This window comes from Bacillus sp. FJAT-26390, from assembly GCF_001682865.1.
GTDB lineage: Bacteria > Bacillota > Bacilli > Paenibacillales > Paenibacillaceae > Pristimantibacillus.
The window spans coordinates 1047461-1063533 of the sequence record NZ_MAQX01000001.1 but is presented as its reverse complement, the minus strand read 5'-3'; the positions used below and the strand labels follow the sequence as shown (position 1 = coordinate 1063533).

Sequence of the window (16073 nt, the reverse complement as noted above, 5' to 3'; positions counted from 1 at the left end):
TGTGTGCTAATACAAACGCAAGATAAGCTAGTTTCGGATTTTCATGAGCATTTAAAGGTTATTTTATTAGGAACAGGCACGCCGCGTGCGTTTAGCGGAAGGGCCAAATCAGGAATCGTCGTCCTTGCCGGCAGCAAAGCATTTCTGATAGATTGCGGCGGTGCTACGGTAGATCAGCTCATAAAAGCAGGTGTCATGCCGCAGCGGATATCGGATGTGTTGTTCACGCACCATCATAGCGATCACAATTCAGGTTTTTTTGACGTATTTATTTCAAGCTGGCGGACACATGTCATTCCGGATCGCGTCTTTGAAGGACGTTCAGTGCCGATGAACGTCTATGGCCCAACGACGACAAAGGAAATTATCGGGAAAATGAGAGATTCGTTTGATTTTGATGCCAATCTTAGGGTGAATTATAACTTATCCGCAAATGAAGGCGCGAAGATTAATTATTTCGAGAACAATGAAGGAGTCGTGTATGAATCCGATGGCATTAAGATTACAGCCTTCGAGGTTGATCATAGACCTGTTTATCCAGCCCTTGCTTACAAGGTCGAGTATAATGGCAAATCGGTCGTTATCTCCGGGGATACGGTGCCCGTAGCCAACATGATCAAATACAGCCATGGCGCTGATCTGCTTATCCATGAATCATATAATAAGAAATGGCTGGATGAGCTGATCGCTAGATTTCCAGAGCAAGCGCAGTCATTATCCAATCCCGCCAAATATCATTCGACTACGCTGCAGGTCGCAGAAATAGCAAGACGCGCGGGCGTACCCCATCTCGTCTTAACGCATCATATTCCAGCGCCTGCCGCTACGGAAGAAGCGGAAGCGGCATATACAGCGGGGATGAGCGATATTTATCCGAACAAAATTACGATGGGCAGAGACTTAATGGAGTTCGTGCTTTAGGGGCAAATAAGACCATAAAAACAGCCAAAGAAGGAGGTGCATGGCGCATCTCCTTCTTTGGCTGTTTTAGCTTTATCTACGGGAATCTGGCGGGCAGGTTGACTGCCGAATAATGAGCTCCGGCTGCAGCTTCAGAGGCTCCTGAGAGACGGGAGCATGAATGTTTTCCATTCGTTTAAGCAGCAGTTCAATCGCATGGCTTCCAATAAGCTCGACTGGTTGTCGAACGGTCGTGAGCGCCGGACGGAACTGGTCAGCGAAGAGCTGATCATCAAACCCGATGACGGAAAGATCCTGAGGAATACGGAAACCCTTATTCTTAAGGGCATCCATTACCCCGAATGCGATTAAGTCATCTGCAACGAACACAGCAGTAGGCAGAGAGGTTGTTTTGATCCAGCGTTCGGCTATCTCGTAGCCGGAATTAATATCAAAATTGCCTTGCTCAATGCGGGAAGCAAGTCCAGCTTCTTCCATTGCCGTTAAGTAGCCGCGAATGCGCTCCTTACTGCTCAGAAAGTGTGGGGGGCCGCTTATGTGTACGATATCTGTATGCCCCAGATCGATTAGATGTTTAGTTGCCTCATAGCCGCCTCGGAAATTATCAACTTGAACGGAAGGGACGGTCGAATTTTCCTGTTGATTATCAATCATGACAAACGGAATGTTTTTTCGCGTGAGTTCCTCAACATACCGTTCCTCATGAATAGGCGAGAGGATAAACATGCCATCAACTCGATCCTCTTGAAAAATAGCGCTATGAAGATCCGTTTCGTCTTCTTTGGATATAAACAAGGCTAGTAGATAATGGTGAGCCTCTAACTTATCGTTGATTTCTTTCACTACCGCATCAAGGAAGGAGTCATTCAGCGTGATGATGATAATGCCGATGACACCGGTTTTCCCTCTAGCAAGACTTCTGGCGGCAGCATTTGGATGATAGTCCAGCTCTTTCATCGCTTGCAGCACCTTGTTACGATTTTTTTCACGTACCGTATCCGCGTTATTGATCACTCTTGAGACGGTAACGACTGATAATCCAGATTTTCGGGCTACGTCAAAAATACTAACTTTCATCATCGCTTCGCTCCTTGGAACATAACTGCATATTCTTCTACCATACCACATTTTGTGGCAAGTTGGCAGTATGCAGTACTTAGGAAGCAGCAATAGAATTACTTAACCGATAAACTACGCAAAATCGTGACGGCTTCCGCTCTCGTTAAACTTGCATTAGGCTGGAAGGGTGCATCCTGTACTTTAAACCAATTAACGCCTGCGGTACCTAATGCTTTGATAGATGGCTTCGCCGAATCTGGGATAGAAGCATCGTCGGAGAAGCCGGTGCTCGTTGCTTGTTCTTCAAGCGGCAGCTTCAAAGCTGCTGCTAGCAATACTGCTGCTTCAGAACGCGTAACTTCAGCAGAAGGGAGGAAGTCTTCTTTCACCCAGCCTTTTAAGAGATCAGCTTGGACGAGCCTGCCAACCGATTGCTTGGCCCATGGAACGATGGCTTCATTGTCATTAAAAGGGAGTGGAGCACCCTCGCCGGATAGCTTCAGCGCGCTTGCAGTCATGACAGCAAGCTCAGCACGTTTCACGGCTGAATCAGGTTTAAAAGCGCCATTCGGAAATCCGCTTACAATGCCTTCGGATAAAGAGGTAATAATGTCATTCTCAGCCCAGTGACCGGAAATATCTGTAGCGGCGATGCCTGTTGGCGACCACCAATTACCGGAAACCACGATCATGCTGAGCAGGCGGATGGAGTTGCCATAATAATATCTCCATTCAACTGCGGTCGGATTGACCGCATCGGTGTGATAATCCCACAGATCATTCAGCCATTCCTGATTCGCGGAATCGATCATCGCACTGACCATCAATGGTGCAGTGAAGTCCAATCCGCCGTCCCATTCGCTTAGCTTAGTCTTGCCATCGAGCGAGTAGCCCGACCATATTTGGTCTGGTGAATCATGCTTGTCCTGCACGAATTTGTTCAGAACGGATAATTGGTCATACGCTCTTTTGTCGCCGGTAAGGAGGTAGTCCGTCGTAATCCGCCAAGGCGTGCGGCAAGAGTTATAGTTGTAGGCGCCGTCAAATTCCGATTCCAAAAAATGACCGCTTTCCGTCTTCCATTTGAATTCATTGACGGGCTTGTATTTGCCGTCGGCAGCATCCTTGTAGAGGAAATCGGGAAGAAGTCCTGTGCCGGGGCTATAGTTCGCATGCACGTCTTTCATAATGCCGTAAGTAGTATTGAGCACTTTATCCCAGCGGGCATCTCCGGTTGCTTTGCCATATTCCTTCATATGCTGAAGCATGAAATCCGATGGGCGAGTGGAGGGCTTGAAGCTAGGCTCGCTATCCGAGTTTTTAACCCAATCTCCCAATTGGAGGTGATGATCTTCTGGGTGAACCTCGTTGTCCATAATGGCGTTAATCACTTTTATCCCCTCGGCACGATAGTTAATCGCGCCTGCGCTGCCCCATTGTTTATCCGCGAGCAGCAGAGAGTAGGCGATATCCATATCGCCGTCAATCGCCGAATCAGCTCCATTAACGTCGATGATCGCACCGTCACGATCAGCTTGCTGCCAAGCCATTAGATCGGGATTCAATTGACTTGGATGAGCGCGGAAATAGCGATACATGCCATCGAACAGTTTTTTGGCATCCGGATCAGCACCTGCCATAATGGCTGTAATCAGCATGCCATAGCCATGGGCTTCCGATACGGTTACCGCGTCGTCATTCCAGCCACCATCGTTATACCAGACATAATATTGGCCAGCATCATACGGATTAGCTTTTACATATTTTTTCTTCCATTCCTTATAGAGCAGTACAACCTCCTTATTCATTTGGTTCTGGGTTACATGGTTAGGTTTTATTGTGCCTTTTGTGTAAGCCATTTGCTGCGGAAACGGCTTTTGCGGCGTCTGCGCAGCAGTTGAGCCTTCTTCAGCAAATCCGGTAGGTATTAAAGCGAGCATCAAAACAAGGGACAGCGCAATCGACATAGCAGACCTGAGATTAAAAAATGAATGCGATTTCATAAGATTGCCTTTTTTCATCTTCCAACACGACCTTTCTTCGATAATAGAAGCTTTTTGTTTACATCTTGTAAAGAGAATGACCGTCACTTCTGTATTGTAGGATGACAAAAGATGGATGTCAACAAAAATTAAAGCGCTTAAACTTTTGTCAGTCATGATGTTCGGTTAACCGTTTCCTTTCGATGATCGGACCAGAAGAGTTAAGGGCTTGATTATCCATTAGAGTCGCCATATGCTTATCTTATATCTGACTCTGGAGGGAACCATTATGGAAATAGCAGTCATGTCTTTTAATTTACGCATTCATGTCGCAGAGGACGGGGAAAATGCTTGGCCAAATCGGATAGAAGCGGCAGCCAAAGCCATTTTATCATCAGAAGCAGCCGTTATATGTACACAAGAAGGAAGCTTGCCTATGCTTCAGAGCCTCGCATCGCTGCTTCCAGATTATGAGTGGACAGGCGAAGGCAGGGAAGGTGGCGAGCAAGGTGAATTCTGTGCGATTTTTTATAAAAAAAGCATGCTTAAACCAGTTGAGAGCGGTACCTTTGGTCTCTCTGAGCGTCCAGAGCAGCTTGGTTTCAAGAGCTGGAATACGGGCTGTCCGCGAATATGCACATGGGTGAAGTTTCAGCATACGGATGGGGAAGAGTGCCTAATTTTCAACACCCATCTTGATCACATTAGCGAGGAAGCAAGGAATCGGGGGGCCATGCTCATCAGGGACAGAATGGATGCAGTTACGGGGACAGCTGCGATCCTAACCGGAGATTTCAACTGCGAGCCGGAAAGCAGGACGGTTGAAATTCTCAATCAGGCTGGGCTGCATCAAACATACTCATCGCATAAGGAGACGAAGCCCGGGTGTACCTATCACGGATTTGCAGGTGGCGATGAAGGAGAACCGATCGATTACATCTTTGCAGCGCCGCAAATCCAGATCTTGTCTGCCCATGTGGACAAGAGCAAATACGAAGGAAGATACCCATCGGATCATTATCCGGTTATCGCAACTCTTCAAATCTAATTCCAACGACTTGATATTTTGTTTCGTTTGAATGCGAGTTAAGTTATCGTAATAAATGTAGTCTCGAACGGTCTGTTCAGCGATTGCCGTCGTTGTATATGTGAGACCTTCGAGGTAGAACGTTTCAGACTTTAGTGTGGAATGAAACGATTCGATAGGGCATTATCAGCGAGCTTTCCCTTGCGGACACGCTCATGGTAATGCCTTTTCCTTATACTTGCTTCTTGGTACACCTGATTCGTCTCACGTTATGGGGTCAGTCCCCATGCAACCTTGGTTTTTATTGTGTTTGCTCAAAATCAAATGATCTGTACTTAAGATTTGGCGTAGTTGGCAAGTGAGTTGTCACTTTCTGCTAGTTACAAATTGACATTTGGGAGATACGATTAAAGTTGTTCCGCCAATCAGGCAGGACACCCTACCACAACCATAACTAAAACCAAAACGAATATATAAGAAGCTAAAGGAGGCCCGTAGCTATGAAGTCTCAAACAACCGACCGTATTAAATTCCCTCCAGGATTTTGGGAAGGACTACGCCAATTAGGGATTGCCGCGCACGACGTAGCTCGCAAAGCACGACTTCCGCTCACCATAATTACTGACCCAGTAGTCACCACAGCCCAATATTTGGCGATCTGGCAGGCTTATTCCGATCTCATTGGTGACACTGCCAAAGGAATCGTTGAGCTTGCGACCGTCTTTGAAACCGCGAAATACCCGCCGACCGTCTTAGCGACTTACCACGCTCGTGACTACCGAGACGCTTTAAACCGAATGGCTCGGTACAAACAATTGTGTCCGCCCGAAAGCTTACGTATCGCCGAGGAAGGCGAGCACTGTACGATCGAGTTGGATTGGTTGGATACCGAGCAGCCCTGTCCGCCATTGCTGGTTGGTATCACGCTGGCTTTTCTTCTGGAGCTTGGGCGCCGCGGTACAGGTCAGCATTTGACGGCGCGGTTGGTCGAATTTTCGCACGCTATGGGAGATGTACAAGCCCTTGAAGCTTACTTTAGCTGTCCTGTACGGATTGGAGCAAAATATAACCGGTTGACACTGCAGCGAAGTGATCTGGGCCGCCCCTTTGTATCATACAACGAAGAGCTGCTTGAGATTCTGACCCCCATATTGGATCGATCTTTGGACGAACAGCAGCGAAGCCGCTCCATTACTGAAATGGTTAAATGGATCATGAAACGCAGCCTTACTGGAGGGCGACCTGACATTCAGGCTGTTGCAAAGGAGCTTGGTATGAGTGATCGCACCCTGCAGCGCCGGCTTACTGACGAGAAGACGAGCTTCAAGCAACTGCTTTCGCAAGCTAGACATGAACAGGCACGAGAGTACTTGGCAGATCCCTCACTTGATATTAAGGAAGTTGCGTTCTTGATAGGATATGAAGACCAGAACTCGTTCTACCGAGCCTTCCGCCTATGGGAAGGCGATACTCCTTCAAATTGGCGTACCGAACATGTAGGTACAAACTCGATATCAGATGGACGCATAGAAATACCGACTATTCATTAATAGAATTATGAGCCTAACCAATGATATAGAGAACTGGTCTTAACTGTGTGTTTTATCATTTGGCGTGTTAAGAAAGAACGTTGGCGCAATGGGCTAGTTACCGAACAAACCAAACGAGGTATTATAAACACTACCCGAGGCAAAAAAAGATTTTAGAAGGAGAAATAATTGATGGATATGGGATTAAACAATAAAACAGCTTTAGTTACAGGATCAACGAAAGGGATAGGTAAAGCAATTGCCATTGAACTTGCTAAAGAAGGTGTCAATGTACTGATTAATGGACGGAATGATGAAGAGGTAGAACGAATTGTAAATGAAATCAAGCTAGATTTCCCGGCTACTTCTCCTCAAAATGCTACAGCCGATCTTGTGAATATTGGGCAAAGAGAAGCATTGTTCGAGAAATACCCCGAAGTTGATATTTTAGTTAACAACATGGGTATTTATGAAATTATGAAATATGAGGACGTTGACGATGAGATATGGGAAAAATACTTCCGTACGAATGTTCTCGCTGCAAATGGATTATCTAAATTTTATTTACCCAACATGTTGAAAAATGATTATGGCCGCATTATCTTTATTGCAAGCGAAGAAGCCATCATGCCTTCAGGGCAAATGCCTCAGTATGGTATGACAAAATCTATGCTATTATCATTGTCAAAAAGCTTGTCTAAATTAACAATTGGAAGGGAAGTTACAATCAATACGATCATGCCAGGGCCAACACTCTCTGAAAAAGTGCAACAAATAATTGAGGGGATATATCCTAATGAAGATATGACTTTTTCAGAAAAAGAGAAAGATTTTATGACTACAAACCTGCCACAATCGGAAATACAGCGATTTATCAAACCTATTGAAATAGGTAGACTAGCTGCATTTGTATGCAGTCCTTATTCATCCGCTTTTAAAGGTTCTCCAATCCGTATGGATGGGGGAATGGTGCCGACTATTTTTTAATTTCGAAAATGGAAATTTGAATTTTTTTAAAATCACAACGGCTAAATCGGATGAACTGCAGCATATTGGATAGCAATGATTATTTGGAAGATCGGTAAAAACTCCAAAGCGGTAATAAATCATCGTTTTTCAAAAATATCCCATTTATTAGCATGAACCATGTAAATGAATGATTTCTGTATGATTAGTCGACAATGCTTAATATGGTTAACAATTTAAATAAAGCACAGAGTTAAAGCAAAAATCATCGTCAAATAAAATTGACGCTGGTTTTTGTTTTTATAGATACGAACTGTAAACACCTGAAATTATAAGAAAAAATGGTTTGAGGAATATCAACTGCAAATACGTTATTTATTTGAAACAAAATACAATCTAGAAATTAAAGATGTATCAGATTAATGCTAACGAAACGCGAGAAGCAGCAAATGAAACAGATTGATGAGATGAAGATAGCAATTGTTAAATTAGTGATTATAAAATAAGATGACGTTAACCTTTTACGATGAATCGCTACACTTCTTCACAAAACTCGTATTTTGTACATATGTATATAAGCTGGACTTCAAGGACTTGCTCTGACTGGTTGTATTCTAGTATATCTTAATCCGTTGATTTTGTGCGCCTGATTGCTTAAACTTCATAGTAAAAACGCCTCCTTGATGTGTTGTTGCTCAAACTCTGCTAAATAATCGATCATTTTTTGTAATATATTCGCCTCTCTTCATGATGACTTCACCCGCAAGGGACATGTATAAGCGGGTCCCTGCGGGTGCATTTTAGACTCAGTTAGCTCACGGTCTGCAGCCGCCTCACAGGTCCTTCAATTTGTAGATGTGGTGAGAGAATTTTCGTAAACCAATATTAGCGAGTCATTGCAAAAGTTTCGCATAATAAAAAGCCGCGTTAAGCGGCTTTTAGAGGGAACTGCCTTTATCAGAGTTATAATTTTCTTCCCCTTATTATTGTAACCACTTATCGTAATCGGAGGACTTTCAGGCCCATCTAATAGCGAATAGAACAACGTTTTATTATTAACTTCAATAATTTCAGCATCATATATATTTTCTCTATATTGTATAGTCACTCTCTCCGATTCAAAATCCTCAGTCGATAATAATTTATGGCGTTCGTTATTTGTTCGTATGCGCGTTTCTTCTCTATAAGTAGTTAACAAAAAAATCAGTGTTGTCATAAGCGTATGACCCTTTGTATTCCAAACGAATACCTCTTGACTTTTACAAACCGTTAATCAGACTAGCTTCTTCCAATATCGACGGCTTCGGGGATCCATCTGCCCCGGATCGGACAGCTCGAAGCGGCGTCCTTCATTGTCCGTTACCATCCAGCGGCTTTCCGTTACGGGTTGGATATTTTCATGGAGGTTATCCATGACCAATGCTGCCGGGCCAAAATTCGTATCAACCTGCAAATGCCACTCGCTGCCTCTTTTTCTAACGGTCAGGATTTGTGTAATGACAGGAATCATATAATTTCGGTCAAGCTCTTCTCGTACCGCCTGAAAGCTATCTTCTGCGAGAAGCTTCAAATCCTGTATCATTGCAAATTCCCGCCCTTCCGCCGAGCGAACCGAGATGAACCTGTCGGGCATTGTATACGGAAAACTGCGTATAAGCGTTACGCGGGCAAAACTCTTACCTTCCTGCTCCAAATGCAAAATACCGTCAGAAGTTCGGAACAAACGGATTTGACTCAGCTCAGAGCGGTTTAAAAAGAATAAAGGGTTCATCTTATCCGACCTCCGATGGTATTTTCGCCGTTTGTTTTTGCGATTCGACCAAACGATAATAATGCGTTTGTTTTGCGTAAAGCTCTTCATGTGTCCCCATTTCAACAATGCGGCCTTGGTCGAGGACTACAAGCCTGTCTGCATGACGTAGAGTGGATAGGCGATGGGCAATCGCGATGGTGGTTCTTCCCCGGATTAAGCGGTTTAGCGCTTCTTGAATTAGCCGCTCCGTCTCCGTATCAACAGATGCCGTCGCTTCGTCTAAGATCAAAATCTCCGGATCAAGCAGCAGCGCTCTCGCAATTGCGATACGCTGTTTCTCCCCGCCCGATAAGCGGTGTCCGCGTTCCCCGACGCGCGTGTCGTAGCCTTCCGGCAGACGACAAATAAAATCGTGGGCATTCGCGGCGTGGGCAGCTGAGATAATGGTCTCCGGCGGGCTATCCGGACGTCCGTAGGCTATGTTCTCGGCAATCGTACCATCGAACAAAAACGTCTCCTGAAGCACGACGCCAATATGCTGCCGTAGGCTCTCTTGCCGGATATCTCTCAAGTCGTGCCCGTCAAGCGCAACGCTTCCGGCATTCGGATCATAAAACCGGCAAATCATGTTTATGAGAGTCGTTTTCCCTGCACCGGAGCGGCCAACCAGCCCGATCATTTCACCTGGACGTATGGTGAGGTTAATATCTTTTAGCACCGGTCGTTCCACTTCATACCCGTATCGCACACCATGAAAGCGGATCTCGCCAGAAACGGAAGAAAGCTCTACCGCGTCCCGTTTATCAGGGACATCAACCTTGGCATCGATGATTTCGAGAATCCGTTCGGCCGAGCCTAGCGAGCGGTTAAGCCAGCTTAATAGCTGCCCGGAGGCTTGAACAGGCCCGAAGAACATGAGCAAATAGGTCGTAAAGGCGGTCAATGTTCCAATAGACATGGTGCCGGACATGACCGATCGTCCTCCCAAATACCAAACAGCAATGCCGAAAACAGCCGTCAGTACCGTAAAAATCGGAGATACGCCAAGCCAAAGATTACCGAAGGAAATCGTGCGATTGATCCAATGATTATTTACCTTGTCAAAACGGTTTTTCTCGGCATTTTCCTGCGCAAATGCTTTAATGACTCGAATGCCTTGTAGCGCTTCGCCAATCACATTGTTGACATGTAAAGCGGATTGCCATTGCGAATACCAAAGCGAGCTAAGCCTCTTCCACAGCCAATAGAATCCGGCAAACAAGAATGGGGTCGGGATCAGAATCATCGCAGCCAGCTGCCAATTCAGATGGAATAGCATTAACAGGATGCCTACGGCGAGCAGTATCTGAGTGACTAGATACACCATGCCGTTCGTCAAAAATTCTTTTAATTCATCGGTATCATCTTGGATGCGACCGATAAATTGAGAGACCTGGCGGTGATCGAAGAAGCGCATCGAAAGCTTCATCAAAGCGCCGAACATATCCCGGCGGATCGCCCCTACCAGTTTCCCGCCTATTCGAACGCCAAGGTAGCTTCGAATGACTTGCATCGCAGCAGATAACACCTGTACAAAGGCCAAACTGCTTGCCAAGGCAAAAAGCACGTTCAAGCTTCCAGACGGTTTGGCCACTTCATCCACAATTATTTTGATCAAATAGGGTGGGATCACTTCAATAAATACGGATAAAACAAGCAACAGCGCGCTTACCAGCATGGGGCTTCGGTGCGGGGTACAGTAAGCCGCTAACCTGCGCAGCATGGACCATTTGCTCCTGCAGTTTAAACACTTGCTTGTACCGGGAGAGGCAGTTTTGTCGCATTTAGAGCATCTATACGTTTCCGTACTTTCTTCTAGAGCTGGGAGGGTAAGACCTCCAGTTTCGTCCCCTTCCGCCAGCCAGTTCCTTATCGCGGGAACAGCCTGTCGGAAAGGCTCAATGTACGGAAGCGAGAATCTCGCAGCTTCTATCTCGCCATCACCGGTTATAATAAAAAACGATGCCCCGCCGAAAGCCTCGCGAACGGATACATCGATCATGTTATTCTTATGGAAGGTCGTGATGGTTTTCCCTTGCCCGTCCACCATTTCCATGGTCAAAGTCTTGAAAACAACCTCGTAATGCCGAAATCGTTGTAGGGTGAAATCCATATCCGACCTTAAACGGAGCCATGGATTCTCCGCATCCTGTTGTTCGACTGCGACGCCGTTAACAGGTTTACCAGCTTCCCGCTTCGCATTCTCCGTTTTCAATTTAAAATACTCCTTTGTCAAAGTCACTCTCCGGCAGTTACGTATAACGCTCGTTTCTTTCTGCGCACCAGCGAATCACTTTATGCCATTCAGGTAAGCGCAAAGCCAGTACAGCAAGCAGCCTGGATCTCCAATGATTCGCAGCTAGAAAGCGGCTGTTACGGCGAACGCCGGACCATCGTCCCAGAATACTTGTGAACGGTAAGGGATCATCCGGCTCAAAGCATGTATCTCCCTTGAAGATAAATAATTCCTTTGAGCCGTACTGCTTTGTGGCGTACAGCCGGTGTCCGATCAACGCACCTTGATCCGTAACAAATAAACATATATCGCCAAGTTTCAATTCTTCCCGTTGCACGGGCAGGAAAGTGCTTACGTTTCCTTCCTTGATCAAGGGATACATGCTGATACCCGCAGAGGGCAGCTCGATCTTTCCGGTACGCTGGATTACTGCTGACATGACTTGCGTCAAATCATGCATTTATTAGCAGTCCAGCCTCGATCAGCATCTCAACAAACGCCTGAACGTCATCGAGGACAACTTCCATCTCAACGTCGTATTCGGTACGAACTTTTTCGGCAAGCTCTGCGACAGTTGGATATTCGGGAAGAATCGACCAAATAAAGCCTCCTAGCTCGTTCACTTTCGTGATGGCGTGGGTGTCGATGTTCAGCAGCAGCCACTCGCCATCCAGCTCAGCCGTCTCGATATTTTCCCGTCTCAGCAGTGTTTGGTCTGCCAGTATCGTCATGATATCACTCTCCAAAAGGTATCGTTTTTCTGAAAATACAGCTCATAAGCCGGTACGCCTTCTACCGCCTGCTTGCAAAGCGCAATCATCTTTGCCGTTTCCAGCTTGTTATGCTCCCAATAAAAAACCTTATCCAGCAATGAAATCAGCGCGTCGCCTTTGCGGATACCTACCCGCCTTACATCCTGCGATTGGATCAGAAAATGAATGCCTGCCAAGGGACTGCTTGGAAGCTCGCATGCTTCTTCCATTTCGCTCCGAAATGGGGAATCATGGATTGTAATCGAACCATCCGGCTCAAACAATAGGAGCGTAGCCTCATCGGAAAGAATAGGACGGGGAACGGAAAGTTCAGCTACCGTCGACTTGCCTGCGCCCGAAGGCCCGGCGAACATCCAAGCGCGGTCATCCTCCACCACGCATGATGAATGGATGAGCAGCCCTGCGCGCCGATGGATCAGCCAGGCGCTGTAGAGATTGATTAAGGCGTGCTTGAGTGCAAGGTCATCGTGAACATACATTTTTGCATGGCTGTAATCAGGTGTTGTCACCAGCTTATAGTCCGCACGGATATAGACATATTCGCTGCCGTTCTCTTGAATCTCGACAGGCCCGTCGTCGAAAGGTTTCCCGTAAAAGTCGTAGACCTCCACCTGAATGTCAGGCGCTTTAAGATTTCCGCTTGCTTTAAAAGAACGAAAACGCGCGGTCAATTCATCATATAAAAAGGTAGTTTGAATTTGAAAATCGATCGAACTCCTGCCGACCTGTGTATGCAATGTGTACGTCATTATGCACCGCCCGTTCTTCAGAAGTTATTTCTGAGAAGAAGAAGGGAGCAAACTCGATTGTTAGCTCCGCTTCTCAGATAAAATTTATCATTGCTGTCTAGTTAACCTCCGACATAATGCCTGCAAAACATAGGTTTAAAATTACGTTTTTGGCACCATTCGTAGCCACCGACTTTATCGCTTGGTCTTGCTGTTCCAAATTCGACAGTATGCTGCGTAAGTATTTTAGGAGCTTCATATTTTTTCATTTCATTCACCTCCTTTCAAGGAATTTATGTCATATTATAGTGTTAGTCAATAATTTTTATAACATTTAGTAAAATAATACTACGATAAAATGTATTAATACCTGCTTTTTATAAATCTAATACAAGAATATTCGAATTAATTCTTCTTTTGTTTGGCACGAATGGTTCGAATCCAAAATTGGAGTCTTCTCTTATAGATTTTGGCATAGATTTTGATCATCGGCTCATTCGAATCCGGGACGTCTGATCTATTGGCATACTTTAATAGGTCCAAGGCATAATCTCTTGGCGGCAGCAGTAAATATCGCAGATGCGCCCACTGTTGTTTAACCGAATCATAGGCGACGAAGGCAGAAAACAGATGGAAGCCATAAAATCTCCAGTTTCTAATCCCGAATTGGGCATTTCGCATCAGTTCGATATTCCAAAGCGGCCAGCGTCTCCGTACGTTTAGCTGCTTGGTTTCATGCAGCTCGGGAAACAAATCATAGACAATTGTCAGCGCAATTAATACTTTGGCATAGTTCCCATCGCTCTTTGCCTGTGCAAAGAGCTGGCCGTAGTCTATTTCTGCGCTGCAGCATCTCAGGACGTGCACAATATCGATAACGTACTTCAGTGATAACATATTATGGTTATAGCCATGAAGGCATAAGTAGTAAAAGGTGTCCTTGGCCGAAAGCTCCTTCACCAACTGATAGGCAGAAATCGGTTCGGCATCCATCCAAAAGCTGCTCATATCCGTATCCGAGACATGTTCGCGCAAAATATTCCAATGCAGCTCCACCCCAAGCAGCGGGAAATCCTCATTTGCATAAAATTTATTCAACAGCATATGGAAATGATCCGCATCGTCTTCTATATACCGGATAAACTCATGGCGCTCCAATAGGGAAACCGCCTTTTCCAAATCTTCTGGACGTACAAGCAGATCAATATCGGATGTTCCCCTGCCCGAAAAATGTCCAAAAAAACGTTCAGACAACCGAATGCCTTTCAGCACGATCACTTGAATTCCTGAACGCTCAAACGCATCAAGAAGCTTGTACATCTCGGAGCGGATCAGCATGTTTTGAAACAAAACAGCATCCACACCCGATTTAAGCCTGCTTTGATGCTCGGAAGGCACGGCTTCCAATAAGCCGCTGCTCTTCAATAAATAATAAACTTGGGGAGCGACTTGAAAAATATCGATATCGTCAATTGCTGCTTTAGCCGACTCCTCGGAATCAAATAACGGTTGTTGGTTTTGGTAGATCCGGCTTATAAGCGTTACCGCTTTCGAGTGTTTCATGAGCCGCTCCCTTCACTTTCGTTAATAAACTAGTTTCGGATTTATAATGTCGTTTGAGGGGGTAAGCGAACGAAGCCAATTGTGAAAATTTTCTAATCTCCAAGATAAATCGGCTAACCGGTTCAAAGATAAAGCGCCTGTCTTCACCGCGCAGTAATGGCATTCACCACCTATAAAACGAAATGACCCTCCAAAAAAAGGCAATCAGCCTTTCTAGAAAGTCTTCTTTTCTCTCTATCTGCTACCTCGTAAAACTAGGATTTAACTGCCCCGTAGACTCCTGATAAGTGCTAGGTTCTGCCCGAAAGTTAAACAGACTTCCCAATAACCAACACCCTATGTCTTTGTAGTTTCGTTCTTCGTTGAGTAATCGTTAAGTGACTGATTAAATAAAATCATATAGGTTGACAACTCATATTCTAATGCATGATGTGATAATATTTTTTAGTGCTTCATTGAAATTATGATTGCAATGTCTTTTGTACATATGTCTGTGAATCACAAATACCTCTCTTATGATCTGATTATCAATATAAATATATTGTTACACATTATATGCCGCTGTTTTCCTCAGTAAAAATAATAAGTTGTCAGAAATGAAAACCACCCGCTTTATAGTACGCAAGGTGGTTAGGCTTTATCAATTATTCATCTGATTTGATATTCTTTCGTAAGTCGGACTATCATATTAAGTATTTGAACCATCTATTCAAGCAAAAAAGCCGTGTTTATATTAAATATTTCCCTGTGAGAGAAGGAATCAATTCGTCTGTCCGACCCTCTGGATTTTAGTTACCCAAGGATCAACCAATAGTGCACGGCCTATGGCGACGAAGTCAAACTCTTCATGTTCGAGTTTTTGGATCAATCCATCAATTCCAACGCTAGCAGATCCCTTCAATTCAATATCGACAAATTCGTCTCTACGATGTGTTCTAACTTTTCCTTGTCCGTGATCGATTTCACCATTACGCGAAGTCCAATTAAGGCATTATTCAAAAAAAAGGACAGCGACTCCGGCTGGAGATTCTTGGCTAGCTCTCCCGATCGCTGACCCTCCTCGATCAGGTTGCATATCAATCGTTCCGTGAAGTTCCAACTCAGTTGAACACATTCTTTGGCTTCAGCATCGTGCTGGGCCAATTCAACCGCGGTATTCGTGATGAAACAGCCGTCGGGCAACTCTTCCCGCTGTTGAATAACCATTTCGAACAGCAGCCTTATTGCTTCCTTAGCCGTATGGGTTTCCGCTAGCCTTCGCTTTACCGATTGCTCCAACATATCGGAATATCGCTTTAAGGTTTTGATATATAGTGATCTTTTATCACCAAAGGTATCATACAGACTTCCTCTATGAATCCCCATATGGGAGATAAGTTCCTGCATGGATGTCTTCTCATAGCCTTGATCCCAGAATAGATGCATCGCTTTGAGCAGTACGGCATCTTCATCGAACTCCTTGGGCCTGACCATCTTGCTCACTCCTTTCAAAATTAT

Annotated in this window: 14 protein-coding genes and 2 pseudogenes; 5 read left to right on the top strand and 11 right to left on the bottom strand. The window is 45.1% G+C overall.

From position 1 onward, the window contains the following. The first annotated feature begins 3 nt into the window (after positions 1-3). A complete protein-coding gene (locus tag A7975_RS05045) occupies positions 4-921 on the top strand; it encodes an MBL fold metallo-hydrolase (protein WP_255314173.1) in 918 nt (305 codons plus the stop codon). A gap of 72 nt (positions 922-993) precedes the next feature. Here the strand turns inward: A7975_RS05045 and A7975_RS05040 are convergent, their stop codons facing one another. Beyond that, positions 994-2001, bottom strand: coding sequence for a LacI family DNA-binding transcriptional regulator (locus A7975_RS05040; RefSeq protein WP_331459282.1), 1008 nt, complete (start codon positions 1999-2001; stop codon positions 994-996). A gap of 95 nt (positions 2002-2096) precedes the next feature. Next, entirely contained in the window at positions 2097-3983 is a 1887-nt protein-coding gene (locus A7975_RS05035) for a glycosyl hydrolase family 8 (protein WP_141680202.1), read from the bottom strand. Positions 3984-4251: 268 nt separating this feature from the next. Between A7975_RS05035 and A7975_RS05030 the strand changes: the two genes are divergently transcribed. Further along, entirely contained in the window at positions 4252-5010 is a 759-nt protein-coding gene (locus A7975_RS05030) for an endonuclease/exonuclease/phosphatase family protein (protein ID WP_065384362.1), read from the top strand. Positions 5011-5016: 6 nt separating this feature from the next. On the opposite strand, the pseudogene A7975_RS32825 reads toward A7975_RS05030, so the two are convergent. Beyond that, positions 5017-5218, bottom strand: a pseudogene (locus tag A7975_RS32825) (IS3 family transposase); the annotation flags it as partial. Between the two features lie 271 nt (positions 5219-5489). Here A7975_RS32825 and A7975_RS05025 point away from each other — a divergent pair. The 3 genes and pseudogenes from A7975_RS05025 to A7975_RS05020 all read left to right on the top strand — a co-directional run. Continuing rightward, positions 5490-6467 (top strand): annotated as a pseudogene (locus tag A7975_RS05025) (helix-turn-helix transcriptional regulator); the annotation flags it as partial. Further along, the gene (locus A7975_RS35340) at positions 6446-6550 is read left to right on the top strand and encodes a hypothetical protein (RefSeq protein WP_442950622.1); all 105 of its coding nucleotides are present in this window, start codon (positions 6446-6448) and stop codon (positions 6548-6550) included. The pseudogene A7975_RS05025 and the gene A7975_RS35340, both read left to right, overlap by 22 nt. A 160-nt stretch (positions 6551-6710) precedes the next feature. After that, entirely contained in the window at positions 6711-7505 is a 795-nt protein-coding gene (locus A7975_RS05020; RefSeq protein WP_053376066.1) for an SDR family NAD(P)-dependent oxidoreductase, read from the top strand. Positions 7506-8757: 1252 nt separating this feature from the next. On the opposite strand, the gene A7975_RS05010 is transcribed toward A7975_RS05020, so the two are convergent. The 8 genes from A7975_RS05010 to A7975_RS04980 form a co-directional block, all read right to left on the bottom strand. Next, positions 8758-9255 (bottom strand): DUF1854 domain-containing protein, encoded by a 498-nt coding sequence (locus A7975_RS05010; RefSeq protein WP_065384359.1) that lies wholly within the window; start codon positions 9253-9255, stop codon positions 8758-8760. 1 nt (position 9256) lies between these two features. Next, the gene (locus tag A7975_RS05005; RefSeq protein WP_082197971.1) at positions 9257-11491 is read right to left on the bottom strand and encodes an ABC transporter ATP-binding protein; all 2235 of its coding nucleotides are present in this window, start codon (positions 11489-11491) and stop codon (positions 9257-9259) included. 37 nt (positions 11492-11528) lie between these two features. Further along, complete coding sequence (locus A7975_RS05000) at positions 11529-11972, bottom strand: S24/S26 family peptidase (RefSeq protein WP_082197970.1); 444 nt, start codon at positions 11970-11972, stop codon at positions 11529-11531. After that, positions 11965-12243 carry a PqqD family protein gene (locus A7975_RS04995; protein WP_065384358.1) on the bottom strand — a complete coding sequence of 93 codons (279 nt, stop codon included), beginning with the start codon at positions 12241-12243 and terminating at the stop codon, positions 11965-11967. Before A7975_RS04995 ends, A7975_RS05000 begins: the two co-directional genes overlap by 8 nt. Next, positions 12240-13034: a hypothetical protein gene (locus tag A7975_RS04990; RefSeq protein WP_065384357.1), complete on the bottom strand. Its 795-nt coding sequence runs from the start codon at positions 13032-13034 to the stop codon at positions 12240-12242. The genes A7975_RS04995 and A7975_RS04990 overlap by 4 nt, the downstream gene beginning before the upstream one ends. Positions 13035-13135: 101 nt before the next feature. After that, complete coding sequence (locus A7975_RS33985) at positions 13136-13282, bottom strand: hypothetical protein (RefSeq protein WP_176707645.1); 147 nt, start codon at positions 13280-13282, stop codon at positions 13136-13138. A gap of 136 nt (positions 13283-13418) precedes the next feature. After that, on the bottom strand, positions 13419-14576 hold the full coding sequence (locus A7975_RS04985; RefSeq protein WP_065384356.1) for a nucleotidyltransferase domain-containing protein: 1158 nt from the start codon (positions 14574-14576) through the stop codon (positions 13419-13421). A gap of 897 nt (positions 14577-15473) precedes the next feature. Further along, complete coding sequence (locus A7975_RS04980) at positions 15474-16049, bottom strand: TetR/AcrR family transcriptional regulator (protein ID WP_065384355.1); 576 nt, start codon at positions 16047-16049, stop codon at positions 15474-15476. Between the last annotated feature and the right edge of the window lie 24 nt (positions 16050-16073).

Bases quoted from the DNA above. Each gene is read 5' to 3' on its own strand.
- A7975_RS05000 (WP_082197970.1), bottom strand. From the start codon at position 11,972: ATGCATGATTTGACGCAAGTCATGTCAGCAGTAATCCAGCGTACCGGA.
- A7975_RS05040 (WP_331459282.1), bottom strand. From the start codon at position 2,001: ATGATGAAAGTTAGTATTTTTGACGTAGCCCGAAAATCTGGATTATCA.
- A7975_RS05010 (WP_065384359.1), bottom strand. From the start codon at position 9,255: ATGAACCCTTTATTCTTTTTAAACCGCTCTGAGCTGAGTCAAATCCGT.
- A7975_RS05020 (WP_053376066.1), top strand. From the start codon at position 6,711: ATGGATATGGGATTAAACAATAAAACAGCTTTAGTTACAGGATCAACG.
- A7975_RS04990 (WP_065384357.1), bottom strand. From the start codon at position 13,034: ATGACGTACACATTGCATACACAGGTCGGCAGGAGTTCGATCGATTTT.
- A7975_RS35340 (WP_442950622.1), top strand. From the start codon at position 6,446: ATGGGAAGGCGATACTCCTTCAAATTGGCGTACCGAACATGTAGGTAC.
- A7975_RS05030 (WP_065384362.1), top strand. From the start codon at position 4,252: ATGGAAATAGCAGTCATGTCTTTTAATTTACGCATTCATGTCGCAGAG.
- A7975_RS04995 (WP_065384358.1), bottom strand. From the start codon at position 12,243: ATGACGATACTGGCAGACCAAACACTGCTGAGACGGGAAAATATCGAG.
- A7975_RS04980 (WP_065384355.1), bottom strand. From the start codon at position 16,049: ATGGTCAGGCCCAAGGAGTTCGATGAAGATGCCGTACTGCTCAAAGCG.
- A7975_RS05035 (WP_141680202.1), bottom strand. From the start codon at position 3,983: ATGAAATCGCATTCATTTTTTAATCTCAGGTCTGCTATGTCGATTGCG.
- A7975_RS33985 (WP_176707645.1), bottom strand. From the start codon at position 13,282: ATGAAAAAATATGAAGCTCCTAAAATACTTACGCAGCATACTGTCGAA.
- A7975_RS04985 (WP_065384356.1), bottom strand. From the start codon at position 14,576: ATGAAACACTCGAAAGCGGTAACGCTTATAAGCCGGATCTACCAAAAC.